Genomic DNA, 16,279 nt, shown 5'->3' with positions numbered 1-16,279 from the left:
TTCAAAGCCTAAAATTATCAACTTTTAAACTTCATGGTTTGTTTATTCGTTTTTTGTGGAGTTGCAGATACTTTTCTAAAGAACTATTTAAAATTTTATCGTACTTCAAAAAACTACTTTCATTATGCAGCTTTGAGTAAAATCAGGCTTAAGCCGAATATTACAATAGGAATGATCCAAAGCTTCCAAACTTCAGTAGCTTTTGTATTTTCTTTGATTGCTTTGTTTTTTATTTGCAACATACGTTTTCCGTTAAAATACATAGCGTTGAATAAGTACAATACGATTCCAGCTAAAGCGATATAAAATATTGGCGTATAAATTTCGTAGAATCGTAAAAAACTACTGTTGGTTGCTTTTACTAAAACGATACACACTACAAATAAGAGACTTAATTGAAAAAACGTAATATACAATGTTGCCAACGACATGAGTTGTTGGTGTTTTCGCTTTTTTGATTGCGCTTTGTAGCTCAGAATTGTTTTGTAGAATAATTGTTCGAACATGGTTTTTACTCGATAATCGAGATTTAAATGCTCCGACGTTTGCGTCGAAATGTTTTTACTTATTTACGTTCAATGCTTCGTTGGCTTGCCGAAGGAGTTGATTTTAATTCTATGCAATGATAAGGAAAATTTTGTTGGGTTTTGAGTTTTGGTCGCTTCGCTGTTTGTTGATTTGTTGATTTGTTGATTTGTTGATTTGAAATTATGAAACTTCTTTTACTATCAACTCTTTATTTTTGTTTACTTCAAATTCTATATGACACAAACCTCTGCTATCGTACATAAAAATGGGGTGATTTTTCTTATCCATACAATCGAATCGAATATCGAACTCTATAATAGGCGAATGCTTTTCAGAAATATTTAAGCTACAAATGTCAATTTCCAAGTAATAATGATTTAATTCTGATGAATATAATGGTTCTATTTGTTCTTTTCTCTTCTGAAAGAATTGAGTTACTATTTGCTCAGATTGTTCCACACCAAGTTTTATGAAGTTTAGTATATCAACATAGTTTTGTTCTGTTAATTGACTGATATCTATTTCTTTAAATTCAGCAAAAAGAACTTGTATTTCTTTGTCGTGAATTCGAAAATGTTCATTCAAGGTTATTGAAATGAACCTTTTATCAAACCATATTTTTATTTCATTGAAACCTATTTTTTTCGACATTATGATTTCTTATTTCTCCCTACTCTTCAATACATTCACAATATCATTGAGTTTGTATCCTTTTGCTTGAAGTAGAATTAAGTAATGAAATAATAAGTCGGCACTTTCATTTAAGAATAAATCATCATTATCATCTTTAGCTTCAATGACCACTTCTACGGCTTCCTCTCCTACTTTTTGGGCAATTTTATTGATTCCTTTTCTAAAAAGAGAAGCCACATAACTTTTTTCATCTTCTTTATTTTCTTTACGATTTTGAATCGTGTCTTCTAACTGATTTAGAAATCCAAAATTCATCTTATTTTCTTCATTCCAACAAGTATCTGTTCCTTTGTGACACGTTGGTCCCACAGGATTTACTTTGATGAGTAAGGTGTCTTCATCACAATCATTTTGAATGCTTATTAGGTTGAGAAAATTTCCACTTTCTTCTCCTTTTGTCCATAAGCGTTGCTTAGTTCTACTGTAAAAAGTTACTTTGTTGGTTTCTATTGTTTTTGCGTACGCTTCTTCATTCATGAATCCTAGCATTAATACATTTTTTGTATCATTATCTTGGATGATTACAGGAACTAATCCGTCGTTATTTTTATTGAAATTTATGTTCATTTGTTCTTTGTTTGCTTGTTGGCTGTTATTTGTTTTGTTATGTATTTTGTGCTGATTTATTCTTTATTGATTCTTAGTTTCATTAGAAATCAATTTAAAATTCAACATTTAGCATTCAAAACTTCTAATTTTTATAGTACTTCTCGATACAATTTTTCTTCATTCTATTTCGAAAAATCACTCGAAGTGACGTTTTGAATACGTATTTTTATCTTTTATTGATTTATAGTTGTCTTAGAAACTAATTTAAAATTCAACTTTTAGCATTCAACATTTCAAATTCGTACATTAATTCCATTGTCTGTTAGATTTTGTTTAAGTTCTGGAATTCCTATTTCTTTGAAGTGAAATACGCTTGCTGCTAATGCTGCATCTGCTTTTCCTTCAATAAAAGTATCTTTAAAATGTTTCATGTTTCCTGCTCCACCAGAAGCAATTACAGGAATATTGACAATTTCCGAGAGTTTTGCTAATGCTTTGTTGGCAAATCCGTCTTTGGTTCCATCATTGTCCATTGATGTAAATAAAATTTCGCCTGCACCACGTTTTTCGACTTCTTTTGCCCAATCAAAGAGTTTGATGTCCGTAGGCACTTTTCCTCCAACTAGATGTACAATCCATTCGCCTTCAATTTGTTTTGCATCAATGGCAACAACTATACACTGATTTCCAAATTTAGCAGCTAATTCGTTGATAAGTTCAGGACGTTTTACGGCTGCTGAATTGATAGAAACCTTGTCTGCGCCAGCTTGCAACATACGATTTACATCTTCCGTAGAAGAAATTCCGCCGCCAACTGTAAATGGAATGTCTACTTGTGCAGCCACATCTAATACAAGTTTTTGTAATGTTTTTCTACGCTCTTCCGTTGCCGAAATGTCTAAAAACACCAATTCATCAGCACCTTCATCAGCATAGATTTTTGCCAATTCTACTGGATCACCAGCATCTCGGAGGTTGACAAAGTTGACTCCTTTTACTGTACGTCCATTTTTGATATCTAAACAAGGAATGATTCTTTTTGTAAGCATTGTATGGGATTGAATAATTTAATGATTTTTATGTTTTGTCATTCTAGATAAAATGAAGCGATCTATTACTTTGAGATTACTTCGTCATGCTTCCTCGTAATGACGTTTCTAAACTTTATAATAATTCTTCTAATTGTTTGAGTGAGATTCTATTTTCGTAAATCGCTTTGCCGATAATGACTCCTTCACAACCTAATTCTTTTAGTTTTGGCAATTCATCAAATGTAGAAATTCCGCCAGAAGCAATCAATTTCAAGTTGTTATTACAGGTTTTTAATATTTTCTCGTACAACTCAAATGATGGACCTTCTAACATTCCATCTTTGGCAATATCAGTACAAATGACATATTCAATACCTTGTTGTTGATATTTTTGAATGAATGGAATGAGTTCTTCATTACTTTCCTCCTGCCAACCACTAATCGCGATTTTTTCGTCCATTGCATCCGCGCCTAAAATGATACGTTGACTTCCATATTTTTGAATCCATTTTGTAAATGTTGCGCTATCCTTTACGGCAATACTTCCACCAGTAATTTGTTTCGCGCCACTTTCAAAAGCTATGTGTAGATCTTCATCAGATTTTAATCCGCCGCCAAAATCAATTTTCAAATTTGTTTTGGAAGCCACTGCTTCTAGTACTTTATAGTTTACAATATGTTTCGCTTTCGCGCCATCTAAATCGACCATATGTAAGTATTGAATTCCAGCATCTTCGAATTGTTTTGCAACTTCTAGTGGACTTTCGTTGTATATTTTTTTTGTGTCGTAATCACCTTTTGAAAGGCGAACACATTTTCCATCGATGATATCTATTGCAGGTATGATTCTCATTTTTTTGGTATTGAGGTTTTATTGAGTATTAAGATTGCTCGTTTTACTCGTTTGTCTTTATATTCTTGTTGGTTAGCTTTTTGTTTATTGGTTTATGGTTTATTCGTCAATTCGTCAATTCGTTTATTCGTTTATTTGTTTATTTGTTTATTTGTAGGTACTTGAAAACATATTTTGACACTAAGTTCTTCCAGAATTTCACTCGAAGTGACGTTTTGTGTTTCTAAGTAAGTCTAATGATCTAATATTCTAACAAATCTTAAGTATTATAATTTTAGAAAGTTTTCCAAGATCTTACTACCAGCTTTGCTACTTTTTTCTGGATGAAATTGCACACCGTAAAAATTATCTTTTTGTAAAGCCGAAGCATAACTAATATCATATTCACTTTCTGCAATCATTTCACTCGATTTTAAAGCGTAATAACTGTGTACTAGATACATATATTCGTTTTCTCGTATGTCTTTAAATAACGGACTGTTTAAGTTTTGAATGGTATTCCAACCGATTTGCGGAACTTTTACAGTTGAGGAAAAACGTACTACTTCCGTATCAAAAATTCCTAAACCTTTGGTGTTTCCTTCTTCCGAGCTATTACACATGAGTTGCATTCCTAAGCAAATTCCCAAAACAGGTTGTGTTAATGTTGGAATGATCGTATCTAATTTACTTTCGCGGAGTTTTTTCATGGCGCTACTCGCCTCGCCTACACCTGGAAATATAACTTTGTCTGCGTTGCGAATTTCTGTTACATCACTGCTTAAAATTGCTTCTACACCAAGTCGTTGCAATGCAAATTTGATACTTTGTATGTTTCCAGCTCCGTAATTTATGATGACTGTTTTCATTTGTTAGCTTTTAGGTATTGGCTTTTAGCTAATAGGTTATTTTTATTCAACATTTATAATCTCCTAAAGCATTCCTTTTGTTGATGGCAATATCATTTTTTCTACATCACGTTTTACAGCTGCTTTGATCGCTTTTGCAAATGATTTAAAGATCGCTTCTATTTTGTGGTGTTCATTGGTTCCTTCTGCTTTGATGTTTAGATTTGCTTTGGCACCATCTGTAAACGATTTGAAGAAATGAAAGAACATTTCCGTTGGCATTTTTCCAATCATTTCACGTTTGAAATCTGCTTCCCAAACTAACCAGTTTCTTCCTCCAAAGTCAATTGCAACTTGTGCTAAACAATCATCCATTGGTAAACAAAATCCGTAGCGTTCTATGCCCAATTTGTTTCCTAATGCTTCCGAAAATACTTCTCCTAAAGCTATGGCTGTATCTTCAATTGTGTGATGCTCATCAACTTCTAAATCACCTTTTACAGTAATGTCTAAATCCAATTGTCCATGACGTGCAATTTGATCTAACATATGATCGAAAAACGCAATTCCTGTTTCTATATTTGATTTTCCAGTTCCATCAAGATTCAAATCAATTTGAATTTTGGTTTCGTTCGTATTTCTCGTTAAAGACGCTTTGCGTTCTTTGGCTTTTAAGTATGTATAAATTTCGTCCCAATCATTGGATTCTAAACCTATATATTCGTCTAAATCAGAACGTTTTACAGTAATTTCGTCTGTTCCTAAGAAAGTTTCATCATTGATATAAATTCCTTTTGAACCTAAGTTTTTTGCTAATTCGATGTCTGTCAAGCGATCACCAATCACAAATGAATTCTTCAAATCATATGCTTCAGAAAAATATTCCGTTAGCAAACCAGTATTGGGTTTACGTGTTGGCGCATTGTCTTTGGCAAATGTTCTATCAATGACAATTTTATCAAAAACAATTTCTTCTCCTTTAAGCGTTTGCAAAATAAAGTTATGCACTGGCCAAAATGTATTTTCTGGATAAACATCTGTTCCCAAACCATCTTGATTGGTAATCATCACCAATTCAAAATCGAGTTCCTTGGCTATTTTTCGTAGTGCAGATACCGCTTTTGGATAGAATTCTAGTTTTTCAAAACTATCTATCTGTTCGTCTGCTGGCTCTTTAATGATCGTTCCGTCACGATCTATGAATAGTACTTTACGCATGTTTTATATTTTTGTAATTCCAGAGTTTATCTCGACTGCGCTCGATATGACATACAGGAATCTATTTAATTTTTTATGTAACACTGAATCACATTTCGACTTCGCTCAATGTTCTATATGACGTTTTTTGTATTAATTTATAGCTATTAATTCTTTGATTAATCTTTGGTTTTCATCTTCAGTTCCTACTGTTAGTCGCAAACAGTTTTCACATAATGCTTGTGTCGTTCTATTTCGAATTACAATTCCTTTTTCGATGAGTTGATTGTAACGAAGATTTGCGTCATCAACTTTTACTAAGATAAAATTAGCATCTGAGGGATATATTTTAGTAACGAAACTTATTTGTGTTAACGCTTCCGCTAATTGTTCTTTGTTGTTTTGAATTTCCGCAATTTCTATGTTCACATTTTCTTGGTCTTCAATACGTTTTAATGCGTATGATTGTGTTAATAAATTCACATTATACGGCGGTTTTATTCTATTTAGAATATCAACAATAGTGAGCGAAGCATAACAGATTCCAAGTCTGATGCCTGCCATTCCATACGCTTTTGACAGCGTTTGTGTAATGATAAGATTAGGAAAATCCTCAAGCCGATTCAACCAACTTTCTTGGCTTGAGAAGTCTATATATGCTTCGTCTATCACTATAATTCCATTAAATTCTTTGAGTAGTTTTTCTACGGTTTTATTGTCAAAACTGTTTCCTGTTGGATTGTTTGGAGAACATAGAAACAGAATTTTACTGTTTTCGTCTGCTGCTGCTAGAATTTCATCTGCTTTTGGCTGAAACGATGTCGACAGTAATACTTCTTTTATTGCTATGTCATTAACGCCAGCCAATACTTTGTACATTCCGTATGTAGGTGGCAAAATGATAATATTATCTTTTTTGGGTTCACAAAAGGCTCTAAAAATTAAATCGAGAATTTCATCACTACCATTTCCCAATACAATATTTTCTGAATTGCAGTTTTTTACTTTTCCAAGCGCAACTTTTACAGCTGTCTGCTTCGGATCTGGATACCGATTGACACCATTTTCATATGGATTTTCGTTTGCGTCCAAAAATACCATATCGCTTCCAGAAGCTTTGTATTCGTCTCTTGCGGAAGAATATGGCTTGAGTGTTTTTATGTTTTCTCTGATGAGATTTTGTATGTTGATTGTATTCATTGTAACTTTATTATTTCAAATACATTTCGACTGCGCTCAATGTGACAACTGAGTTATTTTAAACTTTCTAATCTGAGTGTTACAGCATTTTTGTGCGCTTGTAAACCTTCTGCTTCTGCCATGAGTTCTATAGCATTTCCGATATTTTGAATTCCTTCTTGGGTGATTTTTTGAAATGTCATACTTTTTTGAAAGCTTCCTAGGTTTACACCAGAATACGCTTTTGCATATCCGTTGGTTGGTAAGGTGTGATTGGTTCCTGAAGCATAATCTCCAGCACTTTCTGGCGTATAGTTTCCTACGAAGACCGAACCTGCATTTTGAATTCCGTCGGTATAGAAATTTTCGTCTTTTACACAGATAATGAAGTGTTCTGGACCATATTCATTGATTAATTCTAAAGCAATTTGATCGGTTGAGACAAAGATTAATTTAGAGTTTTCTATGGCTTTGGCAGCAATTTCTTTTCTTGGCAATGCTTCTAATTGTGTTGCCACAGCAGTTTCCACTTTTTCTAAGAAGTTCTTTGAAGTTGTGACTAATACTACTTGACTGTCTGTTCCGTGTTCTGCCTGACTGAGTAAATCGGATGCTACAAAATCAGCGTTTGCAGATTCGTCAGCAACTACGAGTAATTCACTTGGTCCTGCAGGCATATCGATAGCAACTCCGTATTTGGTTGCTAGTTGTTTTGCAACAGTTACAAATTGATTTCCTGGTCCAAATATTTTGTATACTTTAGAAATAGTTTCTGTTCCAAATGTCATTCCAGCAATGGCTTGGATTCCTCCTACTTTGTATATTTTAGTAATTCCGCACAATTGAGCAGTGTATAGTATTGCTGGATTTACGTTGCCTTCTTTGTTTGGTGGCGTACATAATACAATTTCTTCACAACCTGCTATTTTTGCTGGAACTGCCAACATTAAGATTGTTGAAAATAATGGTGCTGTTCCGCCCGGAATGTACAACCCAACTTTTTGAATGGCACGTTTTTCTTGCCAACAACGTACACCTTGAGCTGTTTCTATTTCAACCTTTGTCGTTTCTTGAGCAGCATGAAATTTCGTGATATTATTTTTTGCTACTGCAATGGCTTCTTTGAGTTCAGCAGAAACGTTGTTTGCAGCAGCGTCAATTTCAGCTTGACTGACAACTAGCTTATCTAATTTTACATTGTCAAAAAACGAAGTGTATTTTTTGATTGCAACGTCGCCATTTTTTTGAACTTCAGAGAAAATTTGCGAAACTGTAGCTTCAATATCATCTACAGTTTGTGTTGGACGTTCTAAAATAGTAGTCCATGTGTTTGGTTCTGGATTGAATATTTTTTGCATTAGAGTACCATTTTTTCGATTGGACATACTAAAATTCCTTCTGCTCCATTGGCTTTGAGTTCGTCAATGACTTCCCAGAAATCTTCTTTTTTGATTACTGAGTGCAGTGAACTCCAACCTTCTTGGGCTAGTGGAAGAATTGTTGGACTTTTTAAAACAGGTAATATTTTACTGATGGCTTCAATTTTATCATTTGGCGCATTGAGCAAAATGTATTTTGAAGAACGCGCTGTGAGTACCGATTGAATTCTGAATTGTAATTTTTGAAGTATTTTTTGTTCTTCTGCTTGAATTTTTGGTGAAACCGCTAAGACTGCTTCACTTTTTAGCATGACTTCAACTTCTTTGAGATTGTTTTTGAAAAGCGTACTTCCGCTGGAAACAATGTCACAAATAGCATCTGCAAGACCAATATTTGGCGCAATTTCTACAGAACCATTAATGATGTGTAAGTCTGCATTGACACCTTTTTCTTTTAGGTAAGATTTTACTGTTTCTGGATATGATGTTGCAATGCGTTTGCCTTCAAAGTCTTTTACAGAGTTGTAGGCAACTCCTTTTGGAATGGCTAATGAGACTTTACATTTGGAGAATCCTAATTTTTCAGCAATGGTAATATTTTCACCTTTTTCGACTAATACATTTTCTCCTAAAATTGCGATATCTACTACGCCGTCACGCAAATATTGTGGAATATCTCCATTTCTGAGATAGAAAACTTCCAAAGGAAAGTTGCGTGCAGAAGCTTTGAGTTGATCTTTTCCATTATCGATGGAAATTCCGCAGTCTTTTAAGATTTTGAGCGAATCTTCATTAAGTCGTCCCGATTTTTGAATGGCAATTTTTAACTTTTTCATTGTTACTTTATTATGCTTAAGTACAAAAATTGGGCACTAAAAAACCCGTTTGATGTACTCAAACGGGTTTAATATATTGTTTTTAATTACTTCAATACACTATCTGCTCGCTTGAGGGCAAGTATGAAAGTGATGATGATGTAATTGTGTAAAAGTCATTTTTATTTCTTTGTTGGTGCAAATGTAACTAATATTTTTTATTGTCTACAAGTCTTTTTAAAATTTATTTTTTGCATTTTATCGAAAATATGTGATAATAGCGTTTTTAAGATTGTGATATCGAAAATGAATTGTTATTTTAGAAGCATTAATAGCCAGCCCACCTATGAAACATTTTTTGATTGCCTTTGTATTGTTTAGTACATGGCTTTATTTTGGTATTCGTTATTACGAATGCAATGTAAAAAAATTATGTGAAGTGCCTACAACTCCTAAAGTTGTTGCGCCAATAGAGGTTGAAAAAGTACCTAAAGAAAAACCACTTGTCTATTTACCTTTTCTTATCAAAAAGAATGAGAAAACTGTCACTTTTACTGACAGTACTTCAAATCCATTACGAGTATATTATAATTATTTAAACAAAAATCAGAAATCAGAATTAGTGATTACTTCATTTTTTAACAAAGCAGAAAATGGAACGATTGCACTTTCTAGATGTGAATCTGTGAAAAAGATATTGGCTGATTATGGAATCAATACGGATCGTGTTGTGCTGCAAACAAAACAAGAAGATTTTAAGTTTCAAGTAAATGATTTGTATGAGAAAGGATTTGCATTTGAGTTTCAAACAATGTCTGATGAACGTATTAAAGCTATTGATAAAGGAATTGCAACTAAAATTTTATATGCAGGTTTTGGCTCAAAAACATTTAAACCAGATAATACACTGAATGCATATGCTATTGAGTTGAAAAATTATTTAGCAAAACATCCTACAAAACAAGTTGAAATTATTGGTCATACCGATAGTAATGGAGAAGCAGAAGCAAATGAATGGTTTGGAAAAGAACGTGCTAAGAGTGTAATGCTATATTTTATATCGCAAGGAATTGCTTCAGATAGATTAACCATTTCTTCCAAAGGAGAGACTTCCCCTATTGCTCCTAATAATACTTTGGAAGGTCAGAGATTAAATAGACGAATTGAGATTAACATAACCAACTAAACTGTATGCTACTTTTACTTACCAAAAATCTCGCACCTACAACTACTTGGGAATATTTTATTGTATTCTTGATAGGATTTGGATGCTTTTTGATAGGATGGATTTTTTCCAAACGCAAAACCAAACGTAAATATGTAAAGTTACTCGAAGAATGTGAATCAAAGAAAGCAGAGATTATTAATACAAATTATGCGCCTTCAGAAGGTGTAAGAGCTGTAAAAACGCGTGAACGTTCTGGAAAAGCTGTAGATGCTGATGAAACTACAAAAGAAGATATTGATAATTCTTCCTTGAATTTTGAGAGTTTTGGTGTTGCTGATGCTTCTCAGAAAGATGATTTGAAGCGTATTAAAGGTGTTGGTCCTTTTATTGAAGAAAAATTGAATACGATAGGAATATATACGTTTGACCAAATTAGCCGATTTACTTCAGAAGATATACAAACCGTTACTGAACTGATTTCTTTCTTCCCAGGACGTATTGAACGTGACGACTGGAAAGGACAAGCAGCTACTTTAAAGAAAGGCGGCGATACTGATTTTAGTAAACGATTGAGTTCTAAGTAACAATAAAAATATATAAACCATTAAAGAGACTTTAGGAGAGTTGTATTACACATCTAAAATTACTCGAAATGAAAAAGGGAAACTTAAGCCGTTTCCCTTTTTTAATTTATGATGTTTTGTTTTTTATTGATTTCCTAAGATTAAAGGCATTCCGCTTTCTCCAGAACCAATTACAATTACTTTACTGTTTGGTGATTCTGAAAGCTTTATAGTAGCTTCGATTCCTTTGTCTTGCAGAATTTTGTCTGTTAATGATGCACTTAGTATTTTGTTGGCATCTGCTTTACCTTGTGCTTCAATACGTACTTTTTCCGCTTCTTTTTGCGCTGTAACAAGTCTAAATTCATATTCTAATGATTCTTGTTCTTGTTTTAATTTACGCTCAATAGCTTCTTTAATAGTTGGTGGCAAGGTAACATCTCTAATTAAAACTCTTTCTAGAATGATGTATTGATCGTCAACAATTTTCTTAGTTTCTTCAAATATTTCTTTTTGAATCGCATCACGCTTACTAGAGTATAATTGTTCGGGAGTATAACGTCCTACTACACTTCTTGCTGCACTTCGAACTGCTGGTTGTAATACACGTGTTAGGTATGTCTCTCCTTTTTCATTGTGTAATCGTCCTAAATTCTTTTTATCTGGCATATACTGTACAGAAGCATCTAGTTTGATATCTAAACCGTTTGATGATAATACAGACATTGTTTCTGGAACTTCTTGAAGACGTGTTTCATAGTCAATAACTTTATTCCAAGGAGCTATTAAGTGAAATCCAGGACCTAATGGTTCTGCATCAGAATCTACTCCACTTCCTAGTGTTTCATATATAATTCCTGCGTGACCTGCGTCGATTGTTACAGCAGATTTTGCCATTACTACTATTGCTGCAATTGCTAAAATAAGTATTGGTATTCCAATTTTAGGTAATTTATCCATCTTGTTCTTTGTTTTATATTTTTAAATAAGTCCGTAATATTTTCTTAAAAACCACTCTAACGCTAAACAAATTGCGATGAGCGCTAGTAAATATTTCCAATCTATCAAAGATACGACCTTTTCGTTACTTTTTTCAATGGTTTTGAAGCGTTGATCGTTTGTAAGTTCGGAAATTATAGTTTGTACATTGTTGTCAATGTGGAAGGATTTTCCATTTGATTTTACTGCAATTGTTTCTAATCGTTTCGCATCCGCATTTAAAAACTGCTTTTCTATGTCGAATTCTAAAATTTTGAAACTTCCAGATTTTCGGATGTTCTTCCCTTCTGCTCTTACCGTAAAATTATAAGATCCCGATGGTAAATTATTTAAATCGACTGTATAAAAACCTGAACCTAACAACATTGGATATGTCGTTGTAATGTCTGTATCTTTATTTTTAATGATTGCAGTTAAGTTTGCATTTGGATCAAATTCATATGAAGGATTGAAATACTGCGCTGTTAGTTGTATTTCTCGGTTTCCATAGTAGAATGATTCATAACCAACCGTTAAACGTTCTCTTTTTTTGTTTGAAGCAAGATATTGTACAAGTTTACCCAGAAATGTATCAAATTCAATGAAATTTTCTTGCACTAAAAAGCTATTTGCACGCCATTTCCAGATATTTTCTCCCGTTAAGATTGCCGATCTTGTATTTTGGTTGGTATATGTTGCTAATAAAGCTCCATCTGTGGCAACACCCGAAATAACTTGGGACAAGATAATTTCATATGCACCATTAAATTCTACTTCTCCAAAAGCATTTTCTAATGGCGGATAGTCTGAAAAGTCAATACTTTCAATTAAGAAGTTTGCATAATTTGCATTGAGTTGTCCTTGTACTTCTTCCGTTTCAGCAAGATCTTCCTTACGAAAGCTATTTTGTATATTATTTAGAAAATTCCAGTCGGTTTGTGTTCCCGTGATTGTAAATATATTTTTCTCTAAACGTTGTATATTTTGATAGACTTCTTCAAATTTCCTGTTAGGTTGATATAAAATAACTAACTGATAATCATTTAATTTACTTGTCGCTTCAGCTGGTTTTAAAATGTCAACGCCGCGTAGTTCATTACTTTCAAGACTTTTTTTGATTGCGCCTAAATCTGGATGAATAATATCTGAAACTAATGCAATTTTTACTTTTTGATCAATAACTTCAACAGCAAAATAGCGTGTATTATTTTGTGTATTTTTTTCTTCTGTTAATGGAGTTAAGGTTGCGCGCAAGGTTTGTACTCCAATTTTAGTTGCAGAAACATTTAGGTTGACCACTTTTGAGTTTTCTGTTGGCGAAAATGTCAATGCCTGACTTGCCAAACGTTTTCCATCTGCTGTTAATACTAAATTGGTTTGAATGGTTTCATTCCCAGTATATGTGGCAATGACTTCTACAGGAAATTTATTTTTTAAATACGCGTATTTGTTTGCGTTTAGTTGGTCAATTTTTAAATCGACATACGTCGTTGTATCACCTGCAATCACAGGATAAATTGGTTGCTTTATTTTGGAAGAAAGAAACTGATAATCATTACCATATGTTTGATTTCCATCAGTAATTAAGATCGTAGGCGCTATCGCATTTTTGTAGAGTTTATTGACATCTTTTAGCGCTTTATTAATATTTGTTTGTGATCCTGTAAAGTTTATAGAATCACTCTCTTTCAACTCTTTAGCAAATGTATAGTTATCAATTTCAAATTTATCTTGAAGTTCTTTTGAGTTTTTTAAACTTTCAACAAAGGCAGTTACTTTTTCATCATAGCCTAATTCTGCTACCGAAGAAGAATTATCTACTGCAATGGTTAGTATAAGCTTTTCGGTGTAATAACTTTTTTGTTTGAACTTAGGATTAATTAGTAAGAGTAATAAAGCAAATACACTTAAAAATCTCAAAAACGAAAAAAGCACTAGTTTCTTAGTGCGTTTTTTCGTTTTGTAGTAGTAATGAAATATCGCAACAAGTGCTGATATTACTACTGCTATACAGATATATACTATCGTTGTGGTTTGCAATAGTTTAATATTTAGATATTTTTTTTGATAAAAGTTTGATGTTTTTTGGCTTTAGGTTGTATGAAAAATTTTTGTATGTATTGTATATTACTTCACCTGTTTTTCCATTAATAACAGAAATCACCTTCGCACCAACATTTTGATTATACATCAAATAATAAAAATCTTCGTTATTAAGAATCTTATCATTTAATTCATTGTCAGATATAATTTTATATGAATGTTTATAATCTTTAAATAGCTTTTCAGGAGTCATTTGATTTTTCTTTTCTTTAATCCCCCAAGGAGAATATGAATAGATAAAATCTTCTGACATGTATAATGTTTTATTTTTAAGTGTTCCGAGTTTTTCTTTGTTTAAATAATCATCAAACATGTCAAAACTCTCATTTCTTTTTAAACCATTATTGATACGTTGCAAATAATTTTTAATGTATCCAAGTCTATAATTCATCAAATCACCTGTTATTGTATCTGCTCCAATTACAACTTGTTGTCTAGATTTAATATCTGGTGTGAAATAGATGGCTCCTACTCTTTTTGTTCGAACTCTGAAAATATCTTTTTCTTTGTTGATTTTTTTTACTTTATCTAAAAGCCAAAAATCAAGTACATGATATGATCTTGTTGCCGCACCTGATTTTCCTGTTTTAGATATAGAGAATGCTTTAAACTGCGCGAAAGCAGATTTTTCCTTGGCTACATCATAAACTTCATCTTCAGTAATGATTTCGAAAGGAGTTACATTCCAAACTTCTTTTAAGATTTTTTCATAATCAGCTCTATTGTAATTTTGACTATCTTCTTCAAGAAAAACAAAATACGTTTTAGTTTTTTTAAAATTAGCTAAAACTTTCTTATTTAGCTTCTTATGACTTACTGATTGAATATAAAAAGTTCCTACACGAGCTTGTGCATTGACAGAAATTAAACATCCTAAGGTAAACGTTATAAGTAAAAGTAGTTTTTTCATCAACTTATAATTGAGATCTAATTGATCGTCTTATTTCGTTTTTATAATTTCAAAAGAATTTAAAAATCGCTGAATACTCTTGTTTTTATCTTTGTCAGAAAGACAAATTACTTGCGTGATAAACATAGAGTTTTCAACTAAATATGCATTGATATAGATAAATCCGCCTTGCATAGAAATTTTAAAACTTCTACCAGGATATCCGTTGAAGGTAACAACATTATCATAAACTAATTTCCCTTGAACGTTAGATACTGCACCACTTACAGCGCCATCTAACACTGTAGCATTGTAATCTTCGTCTGCATCTTTGAATTGTTCTTCAGGATAATCTGAACGAATGACAGAATACACAGCATTATCATCACCAGAAGCAGGTGAATACATAATCATATGCATATCTAATTCTCCAACAGCTGTATTTACTTTTTGAACTGTTCTTTCAGGTTTACTGGGATAATATGCAATGAATTGCAAATCTTCATATTTAAACTTTTCCCAATTTTGAGCAGTTAAGGTATTAATCGACAGAAAAAAAACTGTCAATAAAAAAAGTGCTTTTTTCATATGTTATTATGGTTTATGTTAACATTCCACCGTCAACGTTAAGTACTTGTCCTGTGACATATGCTGACATATCACTAGCAAGGAAAACACATACATTGGCTACATCTTCTGGAGAACCACCTCTTTTTAATGGAATAGCATCTCTCCAACCTTTTACAACATCTTCTGGAAGTTTTCCTGTCATTTCAGTTTCTATAAAACCTGGAGCAATTACGTTACTTCTAATGTTTCTTGATCCAAGTTCTAAGGCAACTGATTTTGAGAATCCAATAATTCCCGCTTTTGAAGCTGCATAGTTAGTTTGTCCAGCATTACCTTTTACACCAACTACAGAGCTCATATTTATAATTGAACCTTTACGCTGTTTCAGCATAGTACGCTGTACAGCTTTTGTCATGTTGAATACAGACTTTAAGTTCACTTCAATTACTTTGTCAAAATCGTCTTCAGTGATACGCATTAAAAGATTGTCTTTTGTAATTCCAGCATTATTAATCAATACATCGATAGAACCAAATTCTTTTAATACTTCTGCTGCTAAGTCTTGTGACTGTTGAAAATCAGCAGCATTGCTTTGGTATCCTTTTGCTTTTACGCCTAATCCGTTTAACTCTTTTTCTAGTTCATTTGCTGCTTCTACAGACGAGCTGTATGTAAATGCTACATTTGCTCCATGCTCTGCAAATACTTGTGCTATTCCTTTTCCTATTCCTCTACTCGCACCTGTTATGATGGCTGTTTTGCCTTCTAATAATTTCATACGTATTTATGGTTGATTTTATTTCATTCAAATATAGTCAGAATAGTTAGGTTAGCAATAACTTGTTTTAGGATTATTCAGAAATAAATAGACTATGTTATGAATAACTATCTAATATAAAACTAATTATAGTTTTATCAAAAAAAAGCAGTTTTTTCATAATTTTTCTTAAAATAATA

17 protein-coding genes are annotated in these 16,279 nt (G+C 32.7%); 2 read left to right on the top strand and 15 right to left on the bottom strand.

The features are described from left to right. Window positions 1-122: 122 nt before the first annotated feature. The 10 genes from ACOQOS_RS02635 to hisG form a co-directional block, all read right to left on the bottom strand. Window positions 123-506, bottom strand: coding sequence for a hypothetical protein (locus ACOQOS_RS02635; RefSeq protein WP_420573409.1), 384 nt, complete (start codon window positions 504-506; stop codon window positions 123-125). A gap of 202 nt (window positions 507-708) precedes the next feature. After that, window positions 709-1,179, bottom strand: coding sequence for a hypothetical protein (locus ACOQOS_RS02630; RefSeq protein WP_420573408.1), 471 nt, complete (start codon window positions 1,177-1,179; stop codon window positions 709-711). A 9-nt stretch (window positions 1,180-1,188) separates the two neighbouring features. After that, window positions 1,189-1,788 (bottom strand): bifunctional phosphoribosyl-AMP cyclohydrolase/phosphoribosyl-ATP diphosphatase HisIE, encoded by a 600-nt coding sequence (hisIE, locus tag ACOQOS_RS02625; protein ID WP_420573407.1) that lies wholly within the window; start codon window positions 1,786-1,788, stop codon window positions 1,189-1,191. 275 nt (window positions 1,789-2,063) lie between these two features. Beyond that, complete coding sequence (gene hisF / locus ACOQOS_RS02620) at window positions 2,064-2,819, bottom strand: imidazole glycerol phosphate synthase subunit HisF (protein ID WP_420573406.1); 756 nt, start codon at window positions 2,817-2,819, stop codon at window positions 2,064-2,066. A gap of 115 nt (window positions 2,820-2,934) precedes the next feature. Then, window positions 2,935-3,654: a 1-(5-phosphoribosyl)-5-[(5-phosphoribosylamino)methylideneamino]imidazole-4-carboxamide isomerase gene (gene hisA / locus ACOQOS_RS02615; protein ID WP_420573405.1), complete on the bottom strand. Its 720-nt coding sequence runs from the start codon at window positions 3,652-3,654 to the stop codon at window positions 2,935-2,937. 266 nt (window positions 3,655-3,920) lie between these two features. After that, window positions 3,921-4,502, bottom strand: coding sequence for an imidazole glycerol phosphate synthase subunit HisH (gene hisH, locus ACOQOS_RS02610; RefSeq protein ID WP_420573404.1), 582 nt, complete (start codon window positions 4,500-4,502; stop codon window positions 3,921-3,923). 63 nt (window positions 4,503-4,565) lie between these two features. After that, window positions 4,566-5,699 carry a bifunctional histidinol-phosphatase/imidazoleglycerol-phosphate dehydratase HisB gene (hisB, locus tag ACOQOS_RS02605; protein WP_420573403.1) on the bottom strand — a complete coding sequence of 378 codons (1,134 nt, stop codon included), beginning with the start codon at window positions 5,697-5,699 and terminating at the stop codon, window positions 4,566-4,568. Between the two features lie 132 nt (window positions 5,700-5,831). After that, on the bottom strand, window positions 5,832-6,878 hold the full coding sequence (gene hisC, locus ACOQOS_RS02600; RefSeq protein ID WP_420573402.1) for a histidinol-phosphate transaminase: 1,047 nt from the start codon (window positions 6,876-6,878) through the stop codon (window positions 5,832-5,834). Window positions 6,879-6,931: 53 nt separating this feature from the next. Further along, window positions 6,932-8,215: a histidinol dehydrogenase gene (gene hisD / locus ACOQOS_RS02595; protein ID WP_420573401.1), complete on the bottom strand. Its 1,284-nt coding sequence runs from the start codon at window positions 8,213-8,215 to the stop codon at window positions 6,932-6,934. Beyond that, complete coding sequence (hisG, locus tag ACOQOS_RS02590; RefSeq protein ID WP_420573400.1) at window positions 8,215-9,072, bottom strand: ATP phosphoribosyltransferase; 858 nt, start codon at window positions 9,070-9,072, stop codon at window positions 8,215-8,217. Before hisG ends, hisD begins: the two co-directional genes overlap by 1 nt. A gap of 325 nt (window positions 9,073-9,397) precedes the next feature. Here hisG and ACOQOS_RS02585 point away from each other — a divergent pair, with 325 nt between their 5' ends. After that, a complete protein-coding gene (locus ACOQOS_RS02585; protein WP_420573399.1) occupies window positions 9,398-10,237 on the top strand; it encodes an OmpA family protein in 840 nt (279 codons plus the stop codon). Between the two features lie 5 nt (window positions 10,238-10,242). Continuing rightward, window positions 10,243-10,803: a hypothetical protein gene (locus ACOQOS_RS02580; protein ID WP_420573398.1), complete on the top strand. Its 561-nt coding sequence runs from the start codon at window positions 10,243-10,245 to the stop codon at window positions 10,801-10,803. Between the two features lie 123 nt (window positions 10,804-10,926). Here the strand turns inward: ACOQOS_RS02580 and ACOQOS_RS02575 are convergent, their stop codons facing one another. The 5 genes from ACOQOS_RS02575 to fabG all read right to left on the bottom strand — a co-directional run bounded on the left by ACOQOS_RS02575 (window position 10,927) and on the right by fabG (window position 16,100). Beyond that, complete coding sequence (locus ACOQOS_RS02575; RefSeq protein WP_420573397.1) at window positions 10,927-11,742, bottom strand: prohibitin family protein; 816 nt, start codon at window positions 11,740-11,742, stop codon at window positions 10,927-10,929. Window positions 11,743-11,763: 21 nt separating this feature from the next. Continuing rightward, a complete protein-coding gene (locus tag ACOQOS_RS02570) occupies window positions 11,764-13,680 on the bottom strand; it encodes a VWA domain-containing protein (RefSeq protein ID WP_420573396.1) in 1,917 nt (638 codons plus the stop codon). 124 nt (window positions 13,681-13,804) lie between these two features. Next, window positions 13,805-14,773, bottom strand: a complete 969-nt coding sequence (locus ACOQOS_RS02565) for a hypothetical protein (RefSeq protein ID WP_420573395.1) — start codon at window positions 14,771-14,773, stop codon at window positions 13,805-13,807. Window positions 14,774-14,803: 30 nt separating this feature from the next. Then, window positions 14,804-15,340 carry a hypothetical protein gene (locus ACOQOS_RS02560; RefSeq protein ID WP_420573394.1) on the bottom strand — a complete coding sequence of 179 codons (537 nt, stop codon included), beginning with the start codon at window positions 15,338-15,340 and terminating at the stop codon, window positions 14,804-14,806. A gap of 13 nt (window positions 15,341-15,353) precedes the next feature. Continuing rightward, a complete protein-coding gene (gene fabG / locus ACOQOS_RS02555) occupies window positions 15,354-16,100 on the bottom strand; it encodes a 3-oxoacyl-[acyl-carrier-protein] reductase (protein ID WP_420573393.1) in 747 nt (248 codons plus the stop codon). Window positions 16,101-16,279 lie beyond the last annotated feature (179 nt).

Source organism: Kordia sp. (assembly GCF_965224175.1).
Taxonomy (GTDB): domain Bacteria; phylum Bacteroidota; class Bacteroidia; order Flavobacteriales; family Flavobacteriaceae; genus Kordia.
Note: the sequence above shows the minus strand (reverse complement) of the source record. Positions and strands in the feature narration are given on the sequence as shown.

Coding starts and splice junctions, on each gene's coding strand:
- ACOQOS_RS02580 (WP_420573398.1), top strand. CDS start 10,243: ATGCTACTTTTACTTACCAAAAATCTCGCACCTACAACTACTTGGGAA.
- ACOQOS_RS02630 (WP_420573408.1), bottom strand. CDS start 1,179: ATGTCGAAAAAAATAGGTTTCAATGAAATAAAAATATGGTTTGATAAA.
- hisB (WP_420573403.1), bottom strand. CDS start 5,699: ATGCGTAAAGTACTATTCATAGATCGTGACGGAACGATCATTAAAGAG.
- hisG (WP_420573400.1), bottom strand. CDS start 9,072: ATGAAAAAGTTAAAAATTGCCATTCAAAAATCGGGACGACTTAATGAA.
- fabG (WP_420573393.1), bottom strand. CDS start 16,100: ATGAAATTATTAGAAGGCAAAACAGCCATCATAACAGGTGCGAGTAGA.
- hisA (WP_420573405.1), bottom strand. CDS start 3,654: ATGAGAATCATACCTGCAATAGATATCATCGATGGAAAATGTGTTCGC.
- hisD (WP_420573401.1), bottom strand. CDS start 8,215: ATGCAAAAAATATTCAATCCAGAACCAAACACATGGACTACTATTTTA.
- ACOQOS_RS02635 (WP_420573409.1), bottom strand. CDS start 506: ATGTTCGAACAATTATTCTACAAAACAATTCTGAGCTACAAAGCGCAA.
- hisF (WP_420573406.1), bottom strand. CDS start 2,819: ATGCTTACAAAAAGAATCATTCCTTGTTTAGATATCAAAAATGGACGT.
- ACOQOS_RS02585 (WP_420573399.1), top strand. CDS start 9,398: ATGAAACATTTTTTGATTGCCTTTGTATTGTTTAGTACATGGCTTTAT.
- ACOQOS_RS02565 (WP_420573395.1), bottom strand. CDS start 14,773: ATGAAAAAACTACTTTTACTTATAACGTTTACCTTAGGATGTTTAATT.
- hisH (WP_420573404.1), bottom strand. CDS start 4,502: ATGAAAACAGTCATCATAAATTACGGAGCTGGAAACATACAAAGTATC.
- hisC (WP_420573402.1), bottom strand. CDS start 6,878: ATGAATACAATCAACATACAAAATCTCATCAGAGAAAACATAAAAACA.
- ACOQOS_RS02575 (WP_420573397.1), bottom strand. CDS start 11,742: ATGGATAAATTACCTAAAATTGGAATACCAATACTTATTTTAGCAATT.
- hisIE (WP_420573407.1), bottom strand. CDS start 1,788: ATGAACATAAATTTCAATAAAAATAACGACGGATTAGTTCCTGTAATC.
- ACOQOS_RS02560 (WP_420573394.1), bottom strand. CDS start 15,340: ATGAAAAAAGCACTTTTTTTATTGACAGTTTTTTTTCTGTCGATTAAT.